The sequence below is a fragment of the Mesorhizobium sp. 2RAF21 genome, from assembly GCF_052115345.1.
GTDB lineage: Bacteria > Pseudomonadota > Alphaproteobacteria > Rhizobiales > Rhizobiaceae > Mesorhizobium > Mesorhizobium terrae.
The window spans coordinates 84,356-108,085 of sequence record NZ_JBFRGM010000001.1 but is presented as its reverse complement, the minus strand read 5'-3'; the positions used below and the strand labels follow the sequence as shown (position 1 = coordinate 108,085).

Genomic DNA, 23,730 nt, shown 5'->3' with positions numbered 1-23,730 from the left:
CGGGATTTTGCCTGCGCCCTTTCAGTTGCTGCGCGAATGCCATCAGGCCGGATTGACGTCGAACTGCAGGCGCTTGGCCGAGTCGATCGACTGGTGGGCGCGCAATTTGGCCAGCACGGGTTCGGGGAACGGCGCGTCGAGATAGAGCAGGGCGATGGCATCGCCGCCCGGCCGGTTGCGGCCGAGCTGGAAGTTGGCGATGTTGACGCCGTTCTCGCCGCAGAGGGTGCCCAGCAGGCCGATGATGCCCGGCGCGTCGGCATTGGTGGTGTAGAGCATGTGCTGGCCGACTTCCGCGTCGAGATTGATGCCCTTGATCTGGATGAAGCGCGGCTTGCCGTCGGAGAAGCAGGTGCCGGCGATCGAGCGTGTCATGTGCTCGGTCCTCACCGTGAGCTTGATATAGCCGTCGAAGACGCCCGATTTGTCGCGCTTGACCTCGGCGACGATGATGCCGCGTTCCTTCACCATGATCGGAGCCGACACCATGTTGACGTCGGCAACCTGCGGCCGGATCAGCCCGGCCAGGGCAGCGCTGATCAGCGCCTTGGTGTTCATCTGCGCGGTCGAGCCGTCGAAGAGGATTTCAACCTCGGTGATCGGGTCTTCGGTGACCTGTCCGACAAAGGCGCCGAGCACTTCCGCCAGCTTGACGAAGGGCTTCAGGCGCGGCGCTTCCTCGGCCGTGATTGAAGGCATGTTGATGGCGTTGGTAACCGCGCCCTTGACCAGATAGTCGGCCATCTGTTCGGCGACCTGCAAGGCGACGTTCTCCTGCGCTTCCGAGGTCGATGCGCCGAGATGCGGGGTGCAGACGACGTTCTCCATGTCGAAGAGTTCATTGCTTTCAGCTGGCTCGACCTCGAACACATCGATCCCGGCACCGGCCACCTTGCCGCTCTTCAGCGCGGCGATCAGGTCCTTTTCCACGACCAGACCGCCGCGCGCGCAGTTGATGATGCGCACGCCGGTCTTCATCTTGGCGATGGCCTCGGCATTGATGATGTTGCGGGTCTTGTCGGTCAGCGGCGTGTGCAGCGTGATGAAGTCGGCACGGGTGAGCAGCTCATCCAGTTCGACCTTCTCGACGCCCAGTTCCTCGGCGCGGTGTTCGGACAGGAACGGGTCGAAGGCGACGACATGCATCTTGAGGCCGACGGCGCGGGTGGCGACGATCGAGCCGATATTGCCGCAGCCGATCAGGCCGAGCGTCTTGCCGGTAATCTCGACGCCCATGAAGCGGTTCTTTTCCCATTTGCCGGCATGGGTCGAGGCGTTGGCTTCGGGGATCTGGCGGGCGACCGCGAACATCAGCGCGATGGCGTGTTCGGCGGTGGTGATCGAGTTGCCGAAAGGCGTGTTCATGACGATGATACCGCGCCGCGAGGCGGCGGGAATATCGACATTGTCGACGCCGATGCCGGCGCGGCCGACGACCTTCAGATTGGTCGCTGCATTGATCAGCTTCTCGGTGACCTTGGTGGCCGAACGGATGGCGAGGCCATCATACTGGCCGATGACCTCGAGGAGTTTTTCCTTGTCCTTGCCGAGGTCGGGTAGGTAGTCGACCTCGACGCCACGATCCTTGAAGATCTGGACGGCGGTGGTGGAGAGTTTGTCGGAAACGAGAACGCGGGGCGCCATTGCTGCCTCCTTGAAGAGTGATCAAACTGTTCGGGGAAAGGGCGGCCCGGAGGCCGCCGCGGGTCTGGTCAGGCAGCGGCCTTGAGCGCGGCTTTCTGATTGGCGAAGGCCCAGTCGAGCCACGGCATCAGCGCAACCAGATCGGCCGTTTCGACCGTGGCTCCAGCCCAGATGCGAAGTCCGGGAGGGGCATCGCGATAATGGCCGATGTCGAAGGCCACCCCTTCGTTGTCGAGCGCCGACGCGATGCCCTTGGCGAATGCTGCCTGGCCGTCCTTGTCGAGGCTTGCCACCTCAGGGTCGACGATCGACAGGCAGACCGAGGTGTTGGAACGCGTTTCCGGCGCGATGGCCAGATGGCCGAGCCAACCGGACCTGTTCACGAAGGTGTCGATAGCCGCGAAGTTGGCGTCGGCGCGGGCAATGAGCGCATCGAGGCCGCCGAGAGCCTTCGCCCAGTTCAGCGCATCGAGATAATCTTCCACGCACAGCATCGACGGTGTGTTGATTGTCTCACCCTTGAAGATGCCTTCGATCAGCTTGCCGCCGGAAGTCAGGCGGAAGATCTTGGGCAACGGCCAGGCCGGCTTATAGGTCTCCAGGCGTTCGACGGCGCGGGGGCTCAAGATCAGCATGCCGTGCGCGCCTTCGCCGCCCAGCGCCTTCTGCCAGGAGAAGGTAACGACATCGAGCTTTTGGAAGTCGAGACGCTGCGCGAAAGCGGCCGAGGTGGCGTCGCAGATGGTCAGGCCCTTGCGGTCGGCCGGGATGAAATCGCCATTGGCGACGCGCACGCCTGAGGTCGTGCCGTTCCAGGTGAAGACGACGTCGCGGTCGAAATCGACCTTGGCGAGGTCGGGGAGCTCGCCATAGGGAGCTTCGAACCTGCGCACGTCTTCGAGCCTGAGCTGCTTGACCACGTCGGTGATCCAGCCGGTGCCGAACGATTCCCAGGCGACCATGTCGACACCGCGTTCGCCGAGCAGCGACCATAGCGCCATTTCGACGGCGCCAGTATCGGAAGCCGGAACGATGCCGATGCGGTAGTCGGCCGGAACCTGGAGAATTTCGCGGGTCAGCGCGATGGCCTGTTCGAGCTTGGTCTTGCCAATCTTGGCGCGGTGCGAGCGACCAAGGGCAGCATTCTTCAACGTCTCGACCGACCAGCCGGGACGTTTTGCGCAGGGACCTGAAGAGAAATTGGGGTTTGCCGGACGGAGTCCGGGCTTGGTGACGATCGTCATCGTGGTTCTATCCTTCCAGATAGCTGGCCCCTCGTTGGGGAGGGGTGGCCCACGGATGGCGATATTCCTCGGCGCCTGCGGCGTCAAGAGGAAAGTTAAAGTCGCTACGGGAACATTCGTTGGCGCCGATGCGGCGGGCCGCAAACGAAAACGGCGAGCACAAGGCCCGCCGTCCAAATCTTGCCGTCGCTGTTGTCTCTACCAGAGATCGTAGCGGAAGCCGAGCTTGACCTGATGGTAGTCGAGGCCCTTGTGGGTGTTGAACTGGCCGCGGTCATAAGCGACGTAGGTGGCGCCCGGTATGGCGAAATATTCGTAGCCGAGATCGAGCGATACGTTCTTGGTCATCTGGTAGGAGAGACCGGCGCCGAGCGAATAGGCGAAGTTGAATTTCGCCTCTGATTCAACCTGGCCATCGTACCCGGCCGGGTCATCGCAGGCAAAACCGCCAGCGCCACTGGAATTGGGAGAGACTTCCTTGCAATCCTTCTTGCCGATCGACTTGGAATATTTGGTATAGGCGATGCCAAGGCCGCCGCCGATATAGGGGGTCAAGCCGACATAGGTGCCGAGATCGACATAGGCGTTCGCCATCGCGGTGTAGGCTTTGTTGGAGCCGAAGTTACCGACGTTGCAATCCTGGGTGGCGGCAACTGGCTGGATGACGATGGGATTGGTTCCGACGATGACATTGGTGTGGCCGCGGCACGCATTGGCGACGAGGACGGTGTCGCTGAACTTGTTGCCCGGCAGGATGCCGAAGTTGAGTTCGGTGCGCAGATAGTCCGTCAAATGATAGCCGACGCCGACCGTGCCGGTGAATTCGTGCGAGCTGTATTCGTAGTTCGACGTATCGGTGAAACCCTGTTCCCGCTTGAACGGGTCGGAGAAGGCGTAACCAATGTCGCCGCGCAGATACCAGCCGGAGCCCACTTCGACGGGCTGATATTCCGGCGCCTGGTCGACATAGATCGGCGGATCGTAGTCGGCGGCGAGAGCCGAAGCCTGCGGCAGAAGCACGGCGGCGGCCAGCGCCAGCACGATGCGTAGTTTGAATTGCATGGACCCAAGCTCCCGAAACTGTCGCCGGCCGCAAATGCGAGGGCGGTCGCCATCTGGGAGCATTCTTAACCATAGTGGTTAAGTCGCGGTTAAGGATAACGAAGCGTTACCGCATTGATTTTGCTGGCCTGCGGAAAGCCTTAACGTCAGCGTTCGGTGAGTTTCAGTTCGATGCGGCGGTTTTTGCTGCGCGCATCGTCGCTGTCGCCGGTATCGAGTGGCTGGTATTCGCCGAAGCCCGCCGCAACCAGTCGGTTGGCCGGGACGCCATTGGCAATCAGGAACTTGACCACCGCCGTCGAACGCGCCGACGACAATTCCCAATTGTCCTTGAAGCGGCCCGTTCCGGAAAGCGGCTTGTTGTCGGTGTGCCCGTCAACCCGGAGTACCCAATTGATTTCCGGCGGGATCTCCTTCTGCAGCTCGATGATCGCGTCGGCCAGCTTCTTCATCTCTACCTTGCCGGCATCGTTGATCTCTTCGGAGCCCGTTGGGAACAGCACTTCCGACTGGAAGACGAACCGGTCGCCAACGATGCGGATATTGTCGCGGTCGGACAGAATCTCGCGCAAACGGCCGAAGAAATCCGAACGATAGCGATTGAGTTCCTGCACCCGCTGCGCCAGCGCCACGTTGAGGCGGCGACCGAGGTCGGCGATCTTGGTGTTGGATTCGCGGTCGCGCTGCTCGGATGCATTGAGCGCATCCTCAAGCGCAGCGATCTGTTTGCGCAGGGCGGCGATCTGCTGGTTGAGCAGTTCCACCTGGCTCAGCGCGCGCTGGCTGACCTGCTTTTCCGTATCAAGTTCACCTGCCAGCTGGCTGGCTCGCTGGTTGGCGGCGTCACCCGCGCCGGAGCCGGTGGCCAAAAGCTGCTGCAGCCGGCTTTTTTCCGCTTCGGCGGCTGTCAGCGAGGCCTGCAGATTGGCAAGCGAATCCTGCGCGTCCTGGGTATTGCCCTTTTCCAGGGCCAGAAGCTGCGTCAGTTCGTTGATCTGCGAGTTGAGGCGGTTCAGCACCGCGTCCTTGCCGGAAATCTCGCGACTGAGCAGAAACTGCGCCAGCACGAAAACCGAGAGCAGGAACATGATGGCGAGCAGCAGCGTCGACAGCGCGTCAACGAACCCTGGCCAGTAGTCGATATGGCGATAGCTGCGTCGCCCCCTTGCCAGCGCCACTTTAGCTCGGCTCCCGGCTCTTCAGCGCCTGGGCGATCTTGTCCAGCGTGGCGCGCATGGCCTTTTGTTCGTCCGATTGCGCTTCGACCCAGTCCCGCATGATCTGCTGTTCGGAACGCATGTTCTTGACGAGACCAGAGATGCCGTCGGCAAGATTGGCCATGGCGGTGGCGACGCGCGGGTTGGAGCCATCGCTCTCCTGCAGGCTGCGCAGGCGCTCCGACAGCACGCGGAGTTCGTCGGTGGACTCGGCGCGCGCATCCGGACCGACGATGTCGGAGGAAAGGTCGGTCACCGTCGACAGCCAGTTTTCCAGCTCCGTGTAGAAGCGGTTTTGCGCGCGTCCGGCCTGGAGGTCGAGGAAACCCAGCACCAGGGAGCCCGACAGGCCGAACAGGGAAGATGAAAACGCGGTGCCCATGCCGGCAAGCGGCGCCGACAGTCCCTGCTTCAATGCGTCGAGCACGGCTGCTGCGTCGCCCGAACCGGGATCCAGCGACTGGATCGTCTCGCTGATCGAGCCGATTGTGTGCAGGAGGCCCCAGAATGTGCCGAGCAGGCCGAGAAAGACCAGCAGTCCAACCAGATAGCGGGACGTATCGCGGCTTTCGTCGAGGCGGGTGCCGATCGAATCGAGCATGGTGCGCATCGAACTGGTCGAAAAGGCGAGCGACGACGAACGGCCGAGCATGGCCTTCATCGGGGCGAGCAGGACAGGCTCCGTGGTCTCCGAGCCCGCGCGGAAGGAATTGACCCAGCGTACTTCGCGAAACAGCCTGCCGACCTGCGCGAAGGCAAGCAGGATACCGACCACAAGCACGCCGACGATCAGCCCGTTAAGGCCGGGATTGGTGGTGAAGGCGGTCGAAATCTGCCGTGACAGGACGATGGCGATGAAGGCGACGATGGCAAGAAACACCACCATAGTCAGCACGAACACCTGTGGGCTGGAAAGCTTGTGCGGGTCGTAGCTCAAGACGTCCGAGCGCCGCCCCGAGGTGATGGATTTAAGAAAGGTCATTCCGGCCCCGTTTCCGATGTCGCCGTGGAATTGGATCGTGGCGACTCTAAACGGAAATGTGACGAAATTGGAAGGCGCGACACGTCGGATGTCAAAGTCGGTTGATGACAAGGCTGTCCAGCATGGCCGCGAAATGCAGGCCGGCGCCCGTCACGACGAAACCGTGCCAGAGCGCGTTGTGAAAACGCAGCCCCTTCCAGGCGAAGAAAACCACGCCGAGCGAATAGACGATACCACCCGCCAGCAGCAGCGCGATGGTAGTCGACGGCAATGCCTCGATCAGCGGTTGCATGAGAACCACGCCGCTCCAGCCGATGGCGAGATAAAAGACAATGGCCAGCCTGTCATAGCGGCCGGGGAGGAAAACCTTGATGGCCATTCCGGCGAGCGCGGCCGTCCAGATAAGGACCAGCATCGAGCCGGCAAGGGTTGCGTTCTGAAGCTGGGCTAGGAAGGGCGTATAGCTTGCAGCGATCAGCAGATAGATCGCGGAATGGTCGAAGCGGCGCAGCACCCATTTGACGCGCGAGGTGACCGGCCACAGATTATAGGCCATCGACACGGAAAGCACCGTCAGCAACGCCACAACATAAAAAGCCGCGGCGACATATTCGCCGGGCGCGGCGCGCGAGGCGGCGAGCGTCAGCATCGCCGAACCGGCAGCGATGGCCAGAACGATGCCAACGGCATGAACGATGCCGTCCGCGATCATCTCGGCACGTGAATAGTGCCACCGTCCGACGAACGGAATGTTGAAAGCGGTTTCTGGCTGTCTATCGCTCATCATCGAACCTGCATCCGCCCTATCTGGGCGGTCGCCAGCCAGTATTTCAAGTTCGTGTAACGGTTTCGTGGCTGCGGCGCTTCAGCGCGCCGTCGCACGGCTTCAGCGCGTTTGCAGCGGCTTCTTGACGGTTGCCAGCAGCGCGCGATGGATCGTTTCGTTGCCGGCCACGACCGTGCCTTGCTCCAGCATGTCCTGGCCGCCTTTCGCGTCGGACACGTAGCCACCCGCCTCGCGGACCATCAGGAGGCCGGCAGCAATGTCCCAGGGCGAAAGGCCGCCTTCCCAGAAGCCGTCCATGCGGCCGGCCGCGACATAGGCGAGGTCGAGCGCGGCGGAGCCGAGCCTGCGGATGCCCGACACTTCGGCCATGACGTTACGCAGTTCGACGAGGAAATTGCCGTGGTGGCCGCGGCCGAGATGCGGGACGCCGCAGCCGATCACGGTGTCCGACAGCTTGGTGCGCGCGGCGACACGCAAGCGGCGATCGTTCATGAAGGCGCCGCCGCCGCGTTCGGCCGTGTAGAGCTCGTCCATGGCCGGGTTGTAGATGACGCCGGCGACGATCTGGCCCTGACGCTCGAGAGCAATGGAGACCGAAAAGATCGGAATGCCGTGCAGGAAGTTGGTGGTGCCGTCCAGCGGATCGACGAGCCAGCGATGCTGATCGTCGTCACCGCCGACAGTGCCGCGCTCTTCCATGAGAAAGGCGTAGCCGGGTCTCGCCTTGGACAGTTCGGTGAAGATGATGTCTTCCGCCTTGCGGTCGGCCTGGCTGACATAGTCGCCCGGCCCCTTCATCGAGACCTGCAGGTTCTGCACTTCGCCGAAGTCGCGCGACAGCGAGCGGCCAGCTTTCATCGCGGCCTGAACCATGACGTTGAGAAGTGCGGAACGCGCCATGCTGGATGGTCCTTGAAAGTAGAAGGGCGACGTAGAAGACGTCGGACCCGATATCAGTCCGCGCGGCGGACGTAGGTGATCTCGTTGGTGTCGACGATAATGCGTTCGCCTGAAGCTATGAACGGCGGCACCAGAACGCGGACGCCATTCTCGAGCACCGCCGGCTTGTAGGAAGACGCCGCCGTCTGGCCTTTTACTACGGGATCAGCCTCGGTGATGGTCAGGGTCACCTGGTCGGGCAGTTCGATGCCGATAGGCCTGTCCTCGTAGAGCTGGACGGTGACCATCATCCCGTCCTGCAGGAAGGCGGCACGGTCGCCGACGAAATCCTTCGGCAATTCGAGTTGCTCGTAGCTCTCGGTGTCCATGAACACCAGCGCCTCGCCCTGCTCGTAGAGGAAGGAAAAATCCTTCAGGTCGAGGCGAATGCGCTCCACGGTTTCCGCCGCGCGGAAACGCTCGTTGAGCTTGGTGCCATTGATGAGGTTTTTCAGCTCGACCTGGTTGTAGGCGCCGCCCTTGCCGGGCTTCACCGTGTTGGTCTTCACTGCCACCCAGAGGCCGCCGTCATGCTCAATGACGTAGCCGGGACGGATTTCGTTGCCGTTGATCTTGGCCATTATGGTTGATCCGGAAAAGAGGTTCGCCGATGGGCGATTTCGGCGCCTCCAAGACCATAATTTGCCGAAAGAGGCAAGAGACGCGGCGAAAGCCGGGTTTTCGTTCGCTAGCGCAGCCGATTGGCTTTCTGCAACGCCTGCTTGGTCTGATCGTCGTCCAGGCCCTGCATGAAGTCTTCCATTTGCTGGTCGATCAGCCCGGCGCGGCGCGCGACGATGTACCAAGCGGCGGCGGTGACCAGGTCCGGGTCGACACCAATGCCGCCTTCATAGAGTTTCGCCAGCCGGTTTTGCGCGGCGACGTTGCCGCCTTCGGCAGCGCGCTTCATCCAGTTGAAGCCCGATTTGAGGTCACGCTTGCCGCCGCGCCCGTCGACCAGCCACTGGCCGAGGTCGAGCTGCGCGGTGTCGTAGTTCTGCCGGGCCGCCAAGACCAGAAGCCGTCTTGCTTCGGCATCGTCCTGCTTCTTGCCAGCGGCGCCATTGGCGTAGATCTGGGCCATGGCGTATTGCGCGTCGGCAAGGCCGCTGTCCGAAGCCTTCTCATAATAAGGCACAGCCTTGGCAAGCCCGTTTTCGCCGGGTTCGCGCTGGACGAGAAGCTGCGCGAGGTTGAACTGCGCCAGCGGGTTGCCGGTTTCCGCCGACGCTTGCAGCAGCGCCTGCGCCTCCTTGTCGTCCTTCTTGGCAAAGCGACCATCGAGAAGGATCAACGCGTATTGGAACTGAGCTTCCGAGACGCCTTGTTCGGCGGCGCGCTGATACCATTTCGCGGCTTCCGCACCGTTGACCGGCATGCCAAGCCCACGCGAAAGGATTTCCGCGACCAGCGTTTCCGCGGCGGCATCGCCCTGGTTGGCGCGTTCGATCGCCAGATTGTAGGCGGTCTTGTAGAGCCCACGCTGGTAGGCGCCGTAGGCGAGGTCCGGCTTCTTGCCACCGAAACGCATCGGGTCGATGTCGAGCGGCTTCGGTTCGGCGGTCGTTGCCGGTTGAGGCAAGGTGTTGGCGATGGGACGGTCGCCCTTCTTTGCCGCCGTCGTTGATTGATCGGGCTTAGGTAGTTCCGGCCGCACGGCGGGCGGAGCGGGTTGCCCCGGTGCGATGCCCGCCGGCTTTGACGGTTCGGACGGTTGCGCCTCCGGCTTTTCGCCGGGCGCAGGCTGGCCGGGCGCTACCGGCGTGGGCGTCGATGGCTCAGAGACCGAGGCATTTGGCTGGTTCGGCTGCAGGCTCGTTTCCGCTGGTGACCCCTGCGCTGGAGTGGTTGCGGCGGACGCCGGTTCCGTTGCCTGCGTCTGGGGGGTAGGCGTCACGGCGTCCGGCTTCGGCGGCTGTGCGGTTTCGGCCGCTACGGCCGCGGGGACCGCTACACCGAGCGCCACAAAGGCGGCTGCGAAGAGGCGGCGCGGCTGCATCTTCAACCCTCGAAATGCGGTGCGGTCTTGTCGAGCAACGTGTTGGCTTCGGCCACAGCCGTGGCCGGCTCGACACCGTCGGCGAAGATCGCCGCGGACAAGGCAACGAATTCCGCACCGGTGGCCGCCACGGCTTCCACCGAACCAATGTCGGACCCGGCCATGACGATGCAGGGGATCTCGATCATTTCCGCCCACCATTGGCCGAGCGAGAGATTGCGGGGGTGCGGCTCGGGCTTGTTGTCGTAGCCGAAGCGGCCGAAGAAGATGTAGTCGGGGCGCACCTCGCCCAGTTCCAGCGCGTCGTCACGTGTCTTGGCGCCACCGGTGCCCACCATCATCCGCTCTTGCAAGCGTTCCACGGCGTCCGCCAGTTCCGCCTTGCTGGCTTCGACATGCAGGCCATCGGCCTTGACCCGTCCGGCGATGCGGCTGTCGCCGGCAATCACCACGGCGATGCCGACTGCCTGTGCAGCAGGGACGATCTTTTCCGCATAAGCCTGGAACGTTGCCTCGTCCCTGTCGTCCTGCGGCAGGATCAGCGAGGCGATGTCACCGCTTGCGAACGCGGCAACGACACGTTCGGCGGCTGTGCCCGCCGGTGGAATGAGCACGATGCGGCAGCGGTTGGGTGGCGTTGTTTCGGTCATGGCGATATCGGTTCCGGTTCCGCCTATGCGAGGCGAAGATGGTTGCATTGCGGCATAGACGAATGCGGCGTTGTTGAACAGGCGCGCAAGCCGTCGATCAGAGATCGATCTTGTAACCCAGATGGGATTGCTTGAAGCCGAGACGTTCGTAGAAGCGGTGGGCGTCGTGCCGGCTGCGGTCCGTGGTCAGTTGCACGACGCGGCATCCGCGCTTTCTACATTGCTCAACCGCCCATTCGATCAGCTTCTGGCCAAGCCGCTGGCCCTGACGATCCCAGATCACCCGCACTGCCTCGATCTGGCCGCGTAGTGCGCCTTGCCGGGACAGGCCGGCGATGAAGGTGAGTTGCAGCGTGCCGACGGTGCGCCCGTCCTCGGTCATGACGGCCAGCAACTGGTTCGGATCGGCATCGATCGCCGCGAATGCCTTGAAATAGCCCTCGGCCAGCGGCTCGCTGATGTTTTCCCTGCCGCTGCCCAACGGATCGTCCGCAAGCATGGCGACGATCGTGGAGACATCGGCCTGTTTCGCCCGGCGGAAGGCAATCTCGCCAGTCATGCGGTGTCTCCACTGTCTTTCGAGTCCGCAATAGGCGGGTGATTGCATGCCTGCAAGTCTGGTGAGGAATGGGGCAGTTCCCGTCCGGTGTTGGCAGGCCGGCGTGGCGGCTTTATGGTTGCGGTGAAAGGCAATCACCATGGCACAGAACATCTACGACCGGCCGGAGTTTTTCGCCGGATACAGCAGTCTCGTCCGCTCGGTCGAAGGGCTGGCCGGCGCTCCCGAATGGCCGGCGTTGCGGGCGATGCTGCCCGAGGTCAAAGGTCGCCGGATCGTCGATCTGGGCTGCGGTTTCGGCTGGTTCTGCCGTTGGGCGTGGGAGCAGGGCGCCGCGAGCGTGCTGGGGTTCGATGTTTCGCAGAAGATGCTGGAACGCGCCGTCGCGAGTTCGGACATGGCGATCGAATACCGCCGCGCGGATCTGGAGGAACTGAACCTGCCAGCCGCGGCCTATGACCTCGCCTATTCGTCATTGGCGCTCCACTACGTCAACGACGTCGGGAGGCTGTTTTCTGCGATCCATCAGGCGTTGGCACCTGGCGGGCGGCTCGTCTTTTCGACGGAGCATCCCGTCCTCATGGCGCCATCCAAGCCCGGCTGGTCTATCGATGCCGAGGGAAAAAGGACCTGGCCCATCGACTGCTATTTCATCGAGGGGCCGCGTACCACCGATTGGCTGTCCGAGGGGGTCGTCAAATATCACCGCACGATCGGCACCACCTTGAACGCGCTCATCGCCGCCGGCTTCACCCTGAACCATGTCGAGGAATTCTGTCCGACGCCCGAGCAGATCGCGGCGAAACCGGAACTCGCGGAGGAACTGGAACGGCCGATGTTCCTGCTTGTTTCGGCCAGCCGCTGAAATGGTGGTCCATTCTGGTGAGGCCAGGCCGGTCGCGCGAATATCGGTTCAACCAAACCGCGAAATGCTCTAGGTAAGGGCTGTCGCCTCCTCAAGTCCCTCCCGGCATGTCCGCTCTGCTCACCGATCCCTGGTTCTACGCCGTTGCCGTGCCTGCGGTCATCCTGGTGGGTCTCACCAAGGGTGGGGTGGGCGGCTTTGGCCTGATCGGCGTTCCGCTGATGGCGCTGGCGATGTCTCCCGTGCAGGCGGCGGCGATCCTGCTGCCGATCCTGGTCGTGATGGACATCGTCTCTTTGTGGACCTGGCGTGGCCAGCAGAACAAGACGACGCTCGTCGACATGCTGCCGGGCGCTCTGGTCGGCATCGGCATAGGCTGGGCGACAGCAGCGTTCGTGACCGCCGATATGGTGCGTTTCATCGTCGGCGCCGTCACCATCGTCTTCGTCGGGCGATGGCTCTATCTCACCTATCGGCACGGCAGCACGCACGCCACGCAACCCAACAAGATCCAGGCAGCATTCTGGGGCACCATTGCCGGCTTCACCAGCTTCGTCGCCCATGTCGGCGGGCCGCCCTTCCAGGTCTATACGATGCCGCTTCGCATGGACCCGAAAGTGCTGACCGCCACAGGCGTGGTGTTTTTCGCCATCATCAACGCGATCAAGCTCATTCCTTATTTCGCGCTCGGCCAGTTCGACGCCGCCAATCTTGCCGCCGCAGGGGTGCTGATGCCGCTGGCGCCGCTGTCGACGCTGGCCGGCGCATGGCTGGTCAAGCGCATGCGGCCCGAGGTGTTCTACCCCTTCACCTACGGGACTATCGCGCTGGTTGCGGTCAAGCTGTTGTGGGACGGCGTGGTCAGCCTTCTGTAGAGGATGACGCCGTTCGCCAGCTGTGCTTGAAGTGCTGGAAATAACTCGTTTCGGAGGGCGGGATGACAAACCCCTACGCGCTGGATCTCGACAAAAATCCCGCCAATCACCAGCCGTTGACCCCGCTGTCGTTCCTGGAACGGGCGGCAAAGACCTATCCCGACCATCTAGCAATCATCCATGGCAATCAGCGCATCACCTATCGGGATTTCTGGCGCCGCTCGCTGAAACTGGCATGGGCGCTGGCGAAGCACGGCATCGGCAAGAGCGACACGGTGACGGTGATGCTGTCGAACACCCCGCCCATGCTGGAGGCGCATTTCGGCGTGCCGATGGTGAAGGCGGTGCTGCATTCGCTCAACACCCGCCTCGATGCGGCGATCGTCGCCTTCCAGCTCGACCATGCCGAGACCAAGGTGCTGATCGTCGACCGCGAGTTTTCCGGCGTGGTGAAGGAAGCACTGGCGCTGGCCAAGGTGAAGCCGCTGGTCATCGACTATGACGATCCCGATTACGCGGACGATGCGCCATATCCCAAGGGCGAGCGCATCGGTTCGCTCGATTACGAGGATTTCGTCGCAAGCGGCGACGAGGATTTTTCCTGGTCGATGCCTGACGACGAATGGGACGCGATTTCGCTGAACTATACGTCCGGCACCACCGGCAATCCCAAGGGCGTCGTCTACCATCACCGGGGTGCGGCCCTGATGGCCTATGCCAATACGATCCATGCCGGCATGGGCAAGCACGCGGTTTACCTGTGGACGCTGCCGATGTTCCACTGCAATGGCTGGTGCTTTCCCTGGACACTGGCGGTGCAGGCCGGAACGCATGTCTGTCTGCGCTGGGTGCGCGCCAAGGCGATGTATGATGCCATCGCCGACCATGGCGTGACTCATCTGTGCGGCGCGCCCATCGTCATGGCGTCGCTGATCAATGCCAGGGACGAGGACAAGCGCGATTTTCCGCAGACCGTCACCTTCAATACGGCGGCCGCGCCGCCTCCGGAAGCGGTGTTGTCCGGCATGGCCGATGCCGGTTTCGCGGTCACCCATCTCTATGGCCTGACCGAGACTTATGGTCCGGCCGTCGTCAACGAATGGCACGGCGAATGGGACATGCTGGACAAGGCGAACCGCACCGCCAGGAAGGCGCGCCAGGGCGTGCGTTACGCGGCGCTGGAGGGCCTGACCGTAATGGACCCCGCCACCATGGAAAAGACACCCGCCGACGGCGAAACCATCGGCGAGGTGATGTTTCGCGGCAACATCGTCATGAAGGGCTATCTGAAAAACCGGAAGGCGACTGATGAAGCTTTCGCCGGTGGCTGGTTTCACTCCGGTGACCTTGGGGTCATGCATCCCGACGGCTACATCCAGTTGAAGGACCGCTCCAAGGACATCATCATTTCCGGCGGCGAGAACATTTCATCGATCGAGGTCGAGGACGCGCTCTACAAGCATCCCGCCGTGGCTTCCTGCGGTGTGGTTGCCCGTGCCGACGACAAATGGGGCGAGGTGCCGGTGGCCTATGTCGAGCTGAAGCCAGGCAGAACCGCGACGGAAGCCGAGATCATCGAACACTGCCGGGGCCTGCTTGCCCGCTTCAAGGTGCCGAAAGCCATCATCTTCGACGAGATTCCCAAGACCTCGACCGGCAAGATCCAGAAATTCCGGCTGCGGGAAATGGCCAAAGCCGGCTGAGGCCGGCCCCGTCGTCGGAAGCTGGTCAGGCGGCGGCCGTGCCAGCGGTTTCCCGCCTTGCGAAGATCACGACAGCGCCGCCGATCATCAGCACCGCCATGGCGGTCAGTTCCCCGGTGTTGTGAAGGGTTGGCTTGAGGACCATGTCGGCCACCACGATGGCCATGACGATGTAGTCGAACTTGCCAAAGCGCAGGGTGCGTCGCCCGAGCGCGACCGCCGCGGGGGTGATCCCGTCGCGGGCGAGCATAGCGGCGATTTTCTGGGTCCAAGGCTTGAGGACGAAGGTGCCGGTGACGAAGGCAGCGGCGTAGCCGCATAACCCGATGATCACCCACAGCTCCGAAAAGCCGGTCCACACCGACGTCATGATCAAGCCGGAGACCAATGTCGCCAGCGATGACGGCATGAACAACAGCTTGCCGAGCTTCGCCGTGGCCTTGAGCAGGGCCATCAACGTTTCCTGATCGTTGGCGCGATCGGCGAGCGTCCCCACAAGGATCATGGTGAAGCCGCCGCCGACCCAGATCGTGGCGGCAACGACATGCAACAGTTTTACGATCGGGTACCAGTCCATCGGTCTCTGTCTCCAGGCATGGCGGATCAGGTTTTGCGGATGACGGGCCAGGCAATGACGGCGAACAGAAGCATGCCGGCATAAAAGAGGATCGAGAACATGCCGACCAGCGGCTCGATCGCGGTTTTTCCCGCCAGCAGGAGATAGAGCGTCACCATCAGGCCCGCTCCGCTCACCGCTGTCAGCCAGAAATGGATATTGGCCAGCCTCGTTTGCCCGGCGGCGGGGAACAGGTGGTAGAAAAACGCGAAGACCGCCGATGTCAGCCATCCCGCCACCAGCGCATGCGCATGGACGGGCATCTCGGTGTGATCCTGGCTGATCGCCATCTGCAGGCCCAATGCCATGCCGCACAGCGCATAGATGATGGCAAGCACGAAGAAGTTCCTGGCCACGCCTTGCATTGAAGTTCCCACTTCCGGTTCAGCGCGACCGTCGTTGCGGTCACGATCGAGTGAGTAAACGCGCGAGATGCCAGCTTTCATCCCGGATCGAGTTGTGGCCAGTCTCCAAGGCCGACTTGAAAGCGGTGAACCGGTTCGAAGATGAGAACAAGGTCTCGCGACTTTTTCAGGTGGCGCCAGGCATCTCAAGCACCTCGATGCTGTGCTGATACGGCACACTCGGCAGTCGTCCCTTAAAAAATTTCACCCCTTGTTAAGGGTTCATTAAGCTTTACGAGCGTTTACTATGCATATCCAGTGATCTGGATTCTTACCGAGTGGTTGGAGCCACTTTGTTTGACGCCTCCCTGTTAAACTCCTGAGAGCCGCCTCATCGCGGCTCTTTTTTTATCTGGCAAACAGGTGGGTCGATAGACGAGAAGCTGTCGTTAACCGTTTGTTAAACATGTGCTTGCCTTGCGCGAAGTCCGGGCGCATTTTCTTAGCCACTGTCATATAGGCTTGGAAACCGGCGGCATGACGCCGATTCGGCCGGAAGAATGCGAATACGGAACCAGGAAATGAGCGAGCCTTCTAAGGAAAGCGCGAACACGATCAAGCTGGCCGAGCGAAGGGTTTTCTCGCAGTCGTTCAAGCCGCTCTATGACGAGGGCATGGGGCTGGTCGAGCGCACGGCCGAGTATCTCGACGGCAAGGGCCGGCTTGAAGCGAAGAAGCTTTCGCGGCTCGGCGCGACGCTTTACGCAGCTGAATCGATGCGGCTGACGACAAGGCTGATGCAGATCGCTTCGTGGCTCCTCCTGCAGCGCGCGGCCAATTCCGGCGAGATGACGCGTGACCAGGTTGCGTCGGAAAAATCCAAGGTTCGGCTGGATACAGCGTCCGCCCATAGCGAAGCCGCGGGCTGGAGCGAACTGCCCGACGACTTCCTCGATCTCGTCAACCGCTCGCTGCGCCTGCAGTCGCTGGTGCGCCGCATGGACGAAGAGATCTATGGCGGCGCCACGTTGCCGCCGCAGCCGGCCAACCGCCGTTCCAACCCGGTTTCCGACCAGATCACTCTGCTCAAGACGGCTTTTGCGGGCGGCTGAGCCGGGACTTCCCCAGGTCGTCGTCCTGTCGCACTTGCGTTTCTGGTTTGTTCACATTTTGCTGGCATCGCTCTGCGCGAAAGGTAGACTTCGCGCATGGGGGAAACGATTCGCATCATCGGCATCGACCCGGGGCTTCGGCGCACCGGCTGGGGCATCGTGGAAAGCCTTGGCAATTCGCTGCGCTTCGTCGCTGCAGGAACCGTGCGCTCCGACGACAAGGCAGCTTTGGCGGCACGGCTGTGCCAGCTGCATGACGGGCTGGCCGAGGTGCTGCATCGGGCGATGCCGCATGAGGCAGCTGTCGAACAGACCTTCGTCAACAAGGATGCGTCGGCGACGCTGAAGCTCGGCCAGGCGCGCGGCATCGCCATGCTGGTGCCGGCCCGCGCCGGGCTGGTGGTGGCCGAATATGCGCCCAACGCCGTCAAGAAGGCGGTGATCGGCGTCGGCCATGGCGACAAGAAGCAGATCCACATGATGGTGAAGGTGCTTTTGCCCAAGGCGGCCTTCGACACGGACGATGCCGCCGACGCTCTGGCAATCGCCATCTGCCATGCGCATCACCGGCAGAGCATGGCCTATCGCATGGCTATGGCCGGATAGGCCACAACAGTCACCCGAACGACTTTGTTCTTGACTTGTTCTCATTCTGTCGCTAGGTAATACTGTAGAGGTATTACAATGCGCGTTACGGAAAAGGGCCAGGTCACGATCCCGAAGAACATTCGCCGGAAACTCGGCATTGTCGCGGGGACCGAGGTCGAGTTCAATCTGCAGGACGGTAGCGCGCTTATGCGCCCTGTTTCGGCGACCGACGTCGAGCGAGAGGTTGCCGAGTTCATGGCTCATATCCGTCGTCACAAGGGGACGATGGATCTCGGGGGGATGACCGGGGACGAATTCTTCAAACTCCTGAGAGATTGATGGCGACGCTCGTCGATACCAACGTCCTGATCGATCTCTTCGACGCGGGCAGTTCATGGGAGGACTGGTCGATCCATACGATTGAGCGGCTTCGGTCGGAGGGTCCCATCATCGTCAACCAGGTCGTCTATGCCGAGATGGCAGCCGGCTTTGCGAGCGAAGCAGCGCTGGAAACGGCGCTGTCGCCGTCGCGCTTCCTCAGGGAAGATTTGCCCTGGGAGGCTGCATTCGCTGCTGGTCATGCATTTCTGGCTTATCGCCGCGGCGGTGGGGCGAAACGCTCGCCCTTGCCGGATTTCTATATCGGCGCGCATGCAGCCATACGCGGGTATTCGCTTCTAACCCGCGACCAGGACCGCTATCGGGCCTACTTCCCGCTGCTGCGGATCGTCTCTCCAGAAACCCATCCAATGGGGAGCAACAGATGATCGGCAAGTTGAAAGGCACGCTGGACGAGATCGAGGAGGATCATTGCCTCGTCGACGTGCATGGCGTGGGTTACGTCGCCTATTGTTCGGCACGCACGCTGTCGGCGCTGCCGGGGCCTGGCGAAGCGGTCGTGCTTCATATCGAAACCTATGTGCGCGAGGACATGATCCGCCTCTATGGTTTCCAGACCGCGCTGGAGCGCGAATGGTTCCGTCTGCTGATGAGCAATGTCCAGGGTGTCGGCGCCAAGGTTGCGCTGGCCATCCTGTCGACGCTGTCGCCATCCGATCTCGCCAATGCGATCACGCTGCGCGACATCGCCATGGTGTCGCGGGCACCGGGGGTCGGCAAGAAGGTGGCCGAGCGCATCGTCACCGAATTGAAGACCAAGGCGCCGGCCTTTGCCGGTGAAGCTTCCGGCACGATCGGGCTGAAGCAGGAGTTGGGCGAAGGCGTGGCGGCCGCTCCGGTCGCCGATGCTGTCTCGGCGCTGACCAATCTCGGCTATTCGCGCGACGTTGCCGCCAATGCTGTGGCCGCGGCTCTGAAGAGCGCCGGCGATGGTGCCGATTCCGCCAAGCTGATCCGGTTTGGGCTGAAGGAGCTGGCGCGGTGACGCACCGCTTGTTCAGGCCCGGACGCTATGCGAGGAGAGGGGCATGACCACCGCCCCCCGTCTCATCTCTTCCGAAAAGCGCGGCGAGGATGCCGACCAGACGTTGCGTCCTCAGGTGCTGGACGATTTTGTCGGCCAGGCAGCGGCACGCGCCAACCTGAAGGTCTTCATTGAAGCGGCCAAGGGGCGCGGCGACGCGCTCGATCACGTCCTGTTCGTCGGTCCGCCGGGGTTGGGCAAGACGACGCTGGCGCAAATCATGGCGCGCGAGATGGGGGTCAATTTCCGCTCGACCTCGGGCCCGGTCATTGCGAAGGCTGGAGATCTCGCCGCGCTGCTCACCAATCTGGAAGACCGCGACGTTCTCTTCATCGACGAAATCCATCGGCTGAGCCCGGCCGTGGAAGAAATCCTCTACCCGGCGATGGAGGATTTCCAGCTCGACCTGATCATTGGCGAGGGGCCGGCGGCGCGCTCGGTCAAGATCGACCTTGCCCGCTTCACGCTGGTGGCCGCCACCACGCGGCTTGGACTCATTACCAACCCGCTGCGCGACCGTTTCGGCATTCCGGTGCGGCTGAATTTCTACACGGTCGATGAACTGGAGCTGATCGTGCGGCGCGGCGCGCGCATTCTCGGCATGCCGATTGGCGATGACGGGGCCGTGGAGATTGCGCGGCGCGCTCGTGGCACGCCGCGCATCGCGGGACGCCTTTTGCGTCGTGTGCGCGATTTCGCTTCCGTTGCCGGCGCTGAGACCGTGTCGCGCAAGGTCGCCGACGATGCGCTGTCCAGGCTGGAGGTGGATGCACTCGGCCTCGATCAGCTCGACCGGCGCTATCTGTCCATGATCGCCATGAATTTCGGCGGCGGGCCGGTCGGCATCGAGACGATCGCGGCCGGGCTTTCCGAGCCGCGCGATGCCATCGAGGACATCATCGAGCCTTACCTGATCCAGCAGGGCTTCATCATGCGCACACCACGTGGGCGCGTGCTGACAGCCAATGCCTGGAAACATCTCGGCCTAGAAGTGCCGCGCGAATTGAACCAGCAGCAGATCAATCTCTTCCAGGAAGAGGATTAAGGCGTCCGCGCCTATGTAACCTGTTCCACCGGGAACGGCGTTGGCTCCCAGATGCGGGCAAACCCTTTCGGCAACTTGGCGATGCGCATTGTTTCCCAGGCCGCGAGTTGGCGCGCAATGCCGGCCCGGTCGCCTCTGTCCAGCAAGGGGCCAAGTGGTTCGACAACCGAGGCTATTTCCGCTTCGGCGAAGCCCGGGATACACCAAAGCGAGCGGCCGTTTCGAAGATCGTCCAGTTTGGCGCGAGCCGCCTCAAGGTCACCACGCGCGGCATGGAGCGAGACACCGCGCAATTCGTCGATTTCGAAGTCCCTATACTTTAGCGGCTTCGTCGCCAGATATGCGACCATGTCATCGAGGGTTTCCATACTGCGAAAGAGGGGGAGAATATCCCGTTCGATCTGCGCCATGAATTGGGCAGGGGTTTCCGGGTCGGCCCACCTGAATAGCCCGGGCGTGTCCCGGTCTATGCGATCTCCCCAATTCAATGGAAAGCGCCCTATCGGCTCGCAGAAGTGGGTCACAGCCCATTGCGGGACAAAGTAGCTGTCATGATCCCAACTTAAAATAACAATGCCGCGAAGCAGATGTCTGATGGGTTTCATCACAAGCCAGCGTCCAATCAACTCTACGTCGGAATGTCGCTTGAGGAGCGGCACAAGGTGACGCCTAATCATTTGGGAGGCGGTCATTCGTTGGGCCTCACTTCAATGACGATAATTGGGCGGCCATGCTTCAGTAATCTTATTGCGAATTCTGCTGTGCGCGGGCCACTCAAACCTCTTTTTCCAGTTTTCAGATCATAAACGCATATTGGGCCTTCCCCCCGATTCTCGATGACATCTACGCGAATCGCGCTGAAATCCAATGGTTCCTCCTCAACCTTCTTCAAGAGAGAGAACTCTGCTTTAAGAGTGGGCCCTCCATGGGTGAGAATCTTCTGGCGCAACCGGGCATGAACGGCTGTGCCGAAAACCGCAGCGTTAGGATACGGTCCAGCACGCTTGGCTTCGGCAAATGCTTCATTTGAAAGCCGTTGAACAAGGTCGAGTTTGGTGCAAACAGTTGCGGTTTCTGCGCGCGTCAATGTGCCGACATAGTTCAAATGCGGGACAATCTCTCCGCCTGGGCGGAATTCCTTGGCCGTGAAGGCAAGGCAGGCTCGCAAGCCTTCCGAGGCGGTAGCGGAGAGATAATTGTAAAGCTGCCGCGCGGCCTCAAAGGTTTCTTGTGCGGTTTTGAGGCTGGTTTGGAGATTGGCGGTGTCTCGCGTTCCGATTGCGCTGACGCGTTGCACGGTCGGGAGAGGCATTGGACCATTCGGTGTCCAGATCGTTCTGCTGATCGGACGATTGGAGCCGTTGAAGACGGTCTGTATCTTGCCGTCTGTCTGGAAGCCAAATCTTCTCTGCCCAGGCAACGTAACGGTGTAGCGAACTTGAGGACGGTCCGGGGAATGACGTGGGCCGACGCGCGTTGCAACGCGAGCGGTCGCTACGTCGCGACCCTGCGGCGCGACCGTTGCCGGATTTTTTGCAATCCCTCTTGGTGTGTCGGATCCTGATTGGCCGCCGCCCGAAAAACCGTCATCCGACCATTGTCCGCCATCCGGATTTCCACTGGGGACGCGCGGCTGGTTAGGATTAAACCCGGCCTTTCGGCGAAGCCTCAGGAGCTTGATGTCGACATCGATGTCGGTAAGGCTGGATTTGATTTTTCGGATTTCGGCCTCTTCATTGGGAATGTTGGTCATCGGGTCCTCGCCGTCAAATATCGGGAAATGATGATATAGGATAATATTCCTAAAATCAACTGACGGGTGTCGAATTCTCGGAGACGCGGCCATTTCTGGGAGATGCCGAAGGCGAGTGCTGTCGGCCTCCAGGCCTTGAATGCTCTGACCATTGCTGCCATCGGAATGCGGCGAGCAATTCTCAAGCCCGAAACGGAGACGCCATGTCTGTCGATGACAACCAAAATGCCCTGCTCAGCGGCATTTCAGGCGCGTTGACGGAATTCGGCCATCGCCTGATGGCGCGGGTCTATTATGCCGACACCGATTTTTCCGGCGTCGTCTATCACGCCCGCTACCTGGAGTTCCTGGAGCGTGGGCGTTCGGATTTCCTCAGGCTGGCGGGTGTGCACCATACAGAGCTCGCCGAAGGCAAGCATGGCGAGAAAATCGTCTGGGTGGTGCGCCGCATGGAGATCGACTTCCGCTCGCCGGCCCGCATCGACGACATTTTGACCGTCGACACCCGCGCCGACGAGATTTCCGGCGCGCGCATCTTCATGGTGCAGCAATTGAAGCGCGGCGACGAGGTTCTGGTCGATGCCAGGGTAGAGGCCGCGATCATCGGCGAGAATGGCCGCCCGCGCCGGTTTCCCAAGGAATGGGTCGCGGCATTCATGCCCAAGGGCTGATAGACGCCAGCTTCAAGCAATTGTGATGCGCGTTGAGCGGCAGCCTGCTTGTTGCAGCGCACAACGCCGCGATTCCTAACCTCTCCTTAACCATAACGGTTCATGAAGACATTGGTGAGCATTGGAGGCGCCCATGCCTTCGTTTCACCAATATTTGTCGTGAAAAGGCCGCGAAAGGCGCCTTTTGGGCATTTCCGGAAGCTTCGCGCGAACGGACCACAAGAGGTAGAGCGCCAGGGGCTAGCGGCGAGCCGGGCCCGGAATTCTTAAGGAACGAACCATGGAAAACATCGCACTCGCCGATCCGGGCGCGCATTTGTCGATCTGGGGCCTGTTCATGCAGGCCGGCTGGGTGGTCAAGCTGGTCATGCTTGGCCTGCTCGGCGCCTCGGTCTGGACCTGGGCCATCGTCATCGACAAGCTGATTTCCTACGCGCGCATCCGCGTTGCGTTGAACCGCTTCGAGCAGGTGTTCTGGTCTGGGCAATCGCTTGAGGAACTCTACCGCAACCTTGCCGACCGCAAGACGGTTGGAATGGGCGCCATCTTCGTGGCCGCGATGCGCGAGTGGAAGAAGAGCTTCGAAAAGGGTGCGAAGTCGCCGCTGGCGCTGCAGACGCGCATCGATAAGGCGATGGATCTGGCGCTGACCCGGGAGATGGAGCGCCTCGAAGGTCGGCTCGGCTTCCTCGCCACGATCGGCTCGGCGGCTCCCTTCATCGGCCTGTTCGGCACGGTGGTCGGCATCATGACCTCGTTCCAGGCCATCGCCGGCTCGAAATCGACCAATCTCGCCGTGGTTGCGCCCGGTATCGCCGAGGCGCTTCTCGCCACCGCCATCGGCCTGCTGGCGGCCATTCCCGCGGTCATCGCCTATAACAAGCTGTCATCCGATGCCGGCAAGATCGGCGTGCGCATGGAGGGCTTCGCGGACGAGTTCTCCGCCATACTGTCGCGCCAAATCGATGAGAAAGTGGCCCAGAAGGCCGCCTGAGGAACAACACGATGGGAATGTCAGTCAGCTCAGGCGGTTCAGGACGCGGCGGTCGAGGCCACAGACGGCGCGGCCGCCATCACGGCCTGATGTCGGAAATCAACGTGACGCCGTTCGTCGACGTCATGCTGGTGCTGCTCATCATCTTCATGGTGGCGGCGCCGCTTCTGACCGTCGGCGTGCCGATCGACCTGCCGGAAACGCAGGCCAAGCCGATGAATGCCGAAACCCAGCCGATCACCGTTTCGGTCAATCAGGCCGGCCAGATCCATCTGCAGGAAACCGAGATTCCGCTCGAAGAAGTGGTGCCGAAGCTCGAGGCGATCGCCAAGACGGGTTACGAGGAACGCATCTTCATCCGCGGCGACAAGGCTGCCGACTATGGCACGGTCATGAAGGTCATGGCCCGCATCTCGGCGGCCGGCTACAAGAACCTCGGCCTGGTCACGTTGCAGGAACAGGAAAAGTAGCCTTGAAGGCCGGCCTCACCACATCGGCGATTTTGCATGCCGTCGTGATCGGTTTCGGCCTGTTCACGCTGCGGGCTCCGCCTGGCTTCCAGCCATTGGATGTGGAGTCGTTCCCCGTCGATATCGTTCCCGTGGAGGATGTCGCGCAGTCGCTACAGGGCGACAAGAAAGCGACGCCACGCGACAAG

The 23,730-nt window shown here is 61.8% G+C and carries 27 protein-coding genes; 12 read left to right on the top strand and 15 right to left on the bottom strand.

Going from position 1 to position 23,730, the window contains the following annotated elements; genetic code table 11:
* Positions 1 to 42 precede the first annotated feature (42 nt).
* The 11 genes from serA to AB4136_RS00505 all read right to left on the bottom strand — a co-directional run bounded on the left by serA (position 43) and on the right by AB4136_RS00505 (position 11,083).
* Positions 43 to 1,644, bottom strand: a complete 1,602-nt coding sequence (gene serA, locus AB4136_RS00555; protein ID WP_024922953.1) for a phosphoglycerate dehydrogenase — start codon at positions 1,642 to 1,644, stop codon at positions 43 to 45.
* Positions 1,645 to 1,712: 68 nt separating this feature from the next.
* Entirely contained in the window at positions 1,713 to 2,888 is a 1,176-nt protein-coding gene (locus tag AB4136_RS00550) for a phosphoserine transaminase (RefSeq protein ID WP_024922952.1), read from the bottom strand.
* A 198-nt stretch (positions 2,889 to 3,086) separates the two neighbouring features.
* Positions 3,087 to 3,950, bottom strand: a complete 864-nt coding sequence (locus AB4136_RS00545; protein WP_024922951.1) for an outer membrane protein — start codon at positions 3,948 to 3,950, stop codon at positions 3,087 to 3,089.
* 146 nt (positions 3,951 to 4,096) lie between these two features.
* Complete coding sequence (locus AB4136_RS00540; RefSeq protein ID WP_024922950.1) at positions 4,097 to 5,128, bottom strand: peptidoglycan -binding protein; 1,032 nt, start codon at positions 5,126 to 5,128, stop codon at positions 4,097 to 4,099.
* 1 nt (position 5,129) lies between these two features.
* Positions 5,130 to 6,149 carry a MotA/TolQ/ExbB proton channel family protein gene (locus AB4136_RS00535; protein ID WP_024922949.1) on the bottom strand — a complete coding sequence of 340 codons (1,020 nt, stop codon included), beginning with the start codon at positions 6,147 to 6,149 and terminating at the stop codon, positions 5,130 to 5,132.
* Between the two features lie 91 nt (positions 6,150 to 6,240).
* On the bottom strand, positions 6,241 to 6,933 hold the full coding sequence (gene trhA, locus AB4136_RS00530; protein ID WP_024922948.1) for a PAQR family membrane homeostasis protein TrhA: 693 nt from the start codon (positions 6,931 to 6,933) through the stop codon (positions 6,241 to 6,243).
* Positions 6,934 to 7,035: 102 nt separating this feature from the next.
* A complete protein-coding gene (locus AB4136_RS00525) occupies positions 7,036 to 7,836 on the bottom strand; it encodes an inositol monophosphatase family protein (protein ID WP_024922947.1) in 801 nt (266 codons plus the stop codon).
* 53 nt (positions 7,837 to 7,889) lie between these two features.
* Positions 7,890 to 8,456 carry an elongation factor P gene (gene efp / locus AB4136_RS00520; protein WP_024922946.1) on the bottom strand — a complete coding sequence of 189 codons (567 nt, stop codon included), beginning with the start codon at positions 8,454 to 8,456 and terminating at the stop codon, positions 7,890 to 7,892.
* A gap of 107 nt (positions 8,457 to 8,563) precedes the next feature.
* Positions 8,564 to 9,532, bottom strand: coding sequence for a tetratricopeptide repeat protein (locus AB4136_RS00515; protein WP_051504826.1), 969 nt, complete (start codon positions 9,530 to 9,532; stop codon positions 8,564 to 8,566).
* 344 nt (positions 9,533 to 9,876) lie between these two features.
* Complete coding sequence (locus tag AB4136_RS00510) at positions 9,877 to 10,524, bottom strand: thiamine phosphate synthase (protein WP_024922944.1); 648 nt, start codon at positions 10,522 to 10,524, stop codon at positions 9,877 to 9,879.
* 97 nt (positions 10,525 to 10,621) lie between these two features.
* On the bottom strand, positions 10,622 to 11,083 hold the full coding sequence (locus tag AB4136_RS00505; RefSeq protein ID WP_024922943.1) for a GNAT family N-acetyltransferase: 462 nt from the start codon (positions 11,081 to 11,083) through the stop codon (positions 10,622 to 10,624).
* A gap of 139 nt (positions 11,084 to 11,222) precedes the next feature.
* Between AB4136_RS00505 and AB4136_RS00500 the strand changes: the two genes are divergently transcribed.
* The 3 genes from AB4136_RS00500 (at position 11,223) to AB4136_RS00490 (ending at position 14,526) form a co-directional block, all read left to right on the top strand.
* Entirely contained in the window at positions 11,223 to 11,948 is a 726-nt protein-coding gene (locus tag AB4136_RS00500) for a class I SAM-dependent methyltransferase (protein WP_024922942.1), read from the top strand.
* A gap of 107 nt (positions 11,949 to 12,055) precedes the next feature.
* Positions 12,056 to 12,823: a sulfite exporter TauE/SafE family protein gene (locus tag AB4136_RS00495; protein ID WP_024922941.1), complete on the top strand. Its 768-nt coding sequence runs from the start codon at positions 12,056 to 12,058 to the stop codon at positions 12,821 to 12,823.
* Between the two features lie 62 nt (positions 12,824 to 12,885).
* Positions 12,886 to 14,526 (top strand): acyl-CoA synthetase, encoded by a 1,641-nt coding sequence (locus tag AB4136_RS00490; protein WP_024922940.1) that lies wholly within the window; start codon positions 12,886 to 12,888, stop codon positions 14,524 to 14,526.
* A gap of 25 nt (positions 14,527 to 14,551) precedes the next feature.
* On the opposite strand, the gene AB4136_RS00485 is transcribed toward AB4136_RS00490, so the two are convergent.
* Both AB4136_RS00485 and AB4136_RS00480 read right to left on the bottom strand, forming a co-directional pair.
* Positions 14,552 to 15,103 carry a DUF2269 family protein gene (locus tag AB4136_RS00485; protein ID WP_024922939.1) on the bottom strand — a complete coding sequence of 184 codons (552 nt, stop codon included), beginning with the start codon at positions 15,101 to 15,103 and terminating at the stop codon, positions 14,552 to 14,554.
* 26 nt (positions 15,104 to 15,129) lie between these two features.
* Positions 15,130 to 15,507 (bottom strand): hypothetical protein, encoded by a 378-nt coding sequence (locus AB4136_RS00480; protein ID WP_024922938.1) that lies wholly within the window; start codon positions 15,505 to 15,507, stop codon positions 15,130 to 15,132.
* 560 nt (positions 15,508 to 16,067) lie between these two features.
* Between AB4136_RS00480 and rcdA the strand changes: the two genes are divergently transcribed.
* From rcdA to ruvB, 6 genes are all read left to right on the top strand, one after another.
* Entirely contained in the window at positions 16,068 to 16,598 is a 531-nt protein-coding gene (gene rcdA / locus AB4136_RS00475) for a protease adaptor protein RcdA (protein ID WP_024922937.1), read from the top strand.
* Between the two features lie 96 nt (positions 16,599 to 16,694).
* Positions 16,695 to 17,204, top strand: coding sequence for a crossover junction endodeoxyribonuclease RuvC (gene ruvC / locus AB4136_RS00470; RefSeq protein WP_024922936.1), 510 nt, complete (start codon positions 16,695 to 16,697; stop codon positions 17,202 to 17,204).
* Between the two features lie 78 nt (positions 17,205 to 17,282).
* The gene (locus AB4136_RS00465; protein ID WP_024922935.1) at positions 17,283 to 17,525 is read left to right on the top strand and encodes an AbrB/MazE/SpoVT family DNA-binding domain-containing protein; all 243 of its coding nucleotides are present in this window, start codon (positions 17,283 to 17,285) and stop codon (positions 17,523 to 17,525) included.
* A complete protein-coding gene (locus tag AB4136_RS00460) occupies positions 17,525 to 17,953 on the top strand; it encodes a type II toxin-antitoxin system VapC family toxin (RefSeq protein ID WP_024922934.1) in 429 nt (142 codons plus the stop codon). The genes AB4136_RS00465 and AB4136_RS00460 overlap by 1 nt, the downstream gene beginning before the upstream one ends.
* Positions 17,950 to 18,570 carry a Holliday junction branch migration protein RuvA gene (gene ruvA / locus AB4136_RS00455; protein ID WP_024922933.1) on the top strand — a complete coding sequence of 207 codons (621 nt, stop codon included), beginning with the start codon at positions 17,950 to 17,952 and terminating at the stop codon, positions 18,568 to 18,570. Before AB4136_RS00460 ends, ruvA begins: the two co-directional genes overlap by 4 nt.
* 43 nt (positions 18,571 to 18,613) lie before the next feature.
* Entirely contained in the window at positions 18,614 to 19,654 is a 1,041-nt protein-coding gene (gene ruvB / locus AB4136_RS00450) for a Holliday junction branch migration DNA helicase RuvB (protein ID WP_024922932.1), read from the top strand.
* Positions 19,655 to 19,665: 11 nt separating this feature from the next.
* Here the strand turns inward: ruvB and AB4136_RS00445 are convergent, their stop codons facing one another.
* Positions 19,666 to 20,259 carry a hypothetical protein gene (locus AB4136_RS00445; protein WP_137900874.1) on the bottom strand — a complete coding sequence of 198 codons (594 nt, stop codon included), beginning with the start codon at positions 20,257 to 20,259 and terminating at the stop codon, positions 19,666 to 19,668.
* Between the two features lie 83 nt (positions 20,260 to 20,342).
* Positions 20,343 to 21,407, bottom strand: a complete 1,065-nt coding sequence (locus tag AB4136_RS00440) for a hypothetical protein (protein ID WP_137900875.1) — start codon at positions 21,405 to 21,407, stop codon at positions 20,343 to 20,345.
* A gap of 203 nt (positions 21,408 to 21,610) precedes the next feature.
* On the opposite strand from AB4136_RS00440, the gene ybgC reads away from it, so the two are divergent.
* From ybgC to tolR, 3 genes are all read left to right on the top strand, one after another.
* Complete coding sequence (ybgC, locus tag AB4136_RS00435; protein ID WP_024922928.1) at positions 21,611 to 22,078, top strand: tol-pal system-associated acyl-CoA thioesterase; 468 nt, start codon at positions 21,611 to 21,613, stop codon at positions 22,076 to 22,078.
* A 280-nt stretch (positions 22,079 to 22,358) separates the two neighbouring features.
* On the top strand, positions 22,359 to 23,072 hold the full coding sequence (gene tolQ, locus AB4136_RS00430; RefSeq protein WP_024922927.1) for a protein TolQ: 714 nt from the start codon (positions 22,359 to 22,361) through the stop codon (positions 23,070 to 23,072).
* Between the two features lie 11 nt (positions 23,073 to 23,083).
* Positions 23,084 to 23,542 carry a protein TolR gene (tolR, locus tag AB4136_RS00425; protein ID WP_024922926.1) on the top strand — a complete coding sequence of 153 codons (459 nt, stop codon included), beginning with the start codon at positions 23,084 to 23,086 and terminating at the stop codon, positions 23,540 to 23,542.
* Positions 23,543 to 23,730: the final 188 nt, after the last annotated feature.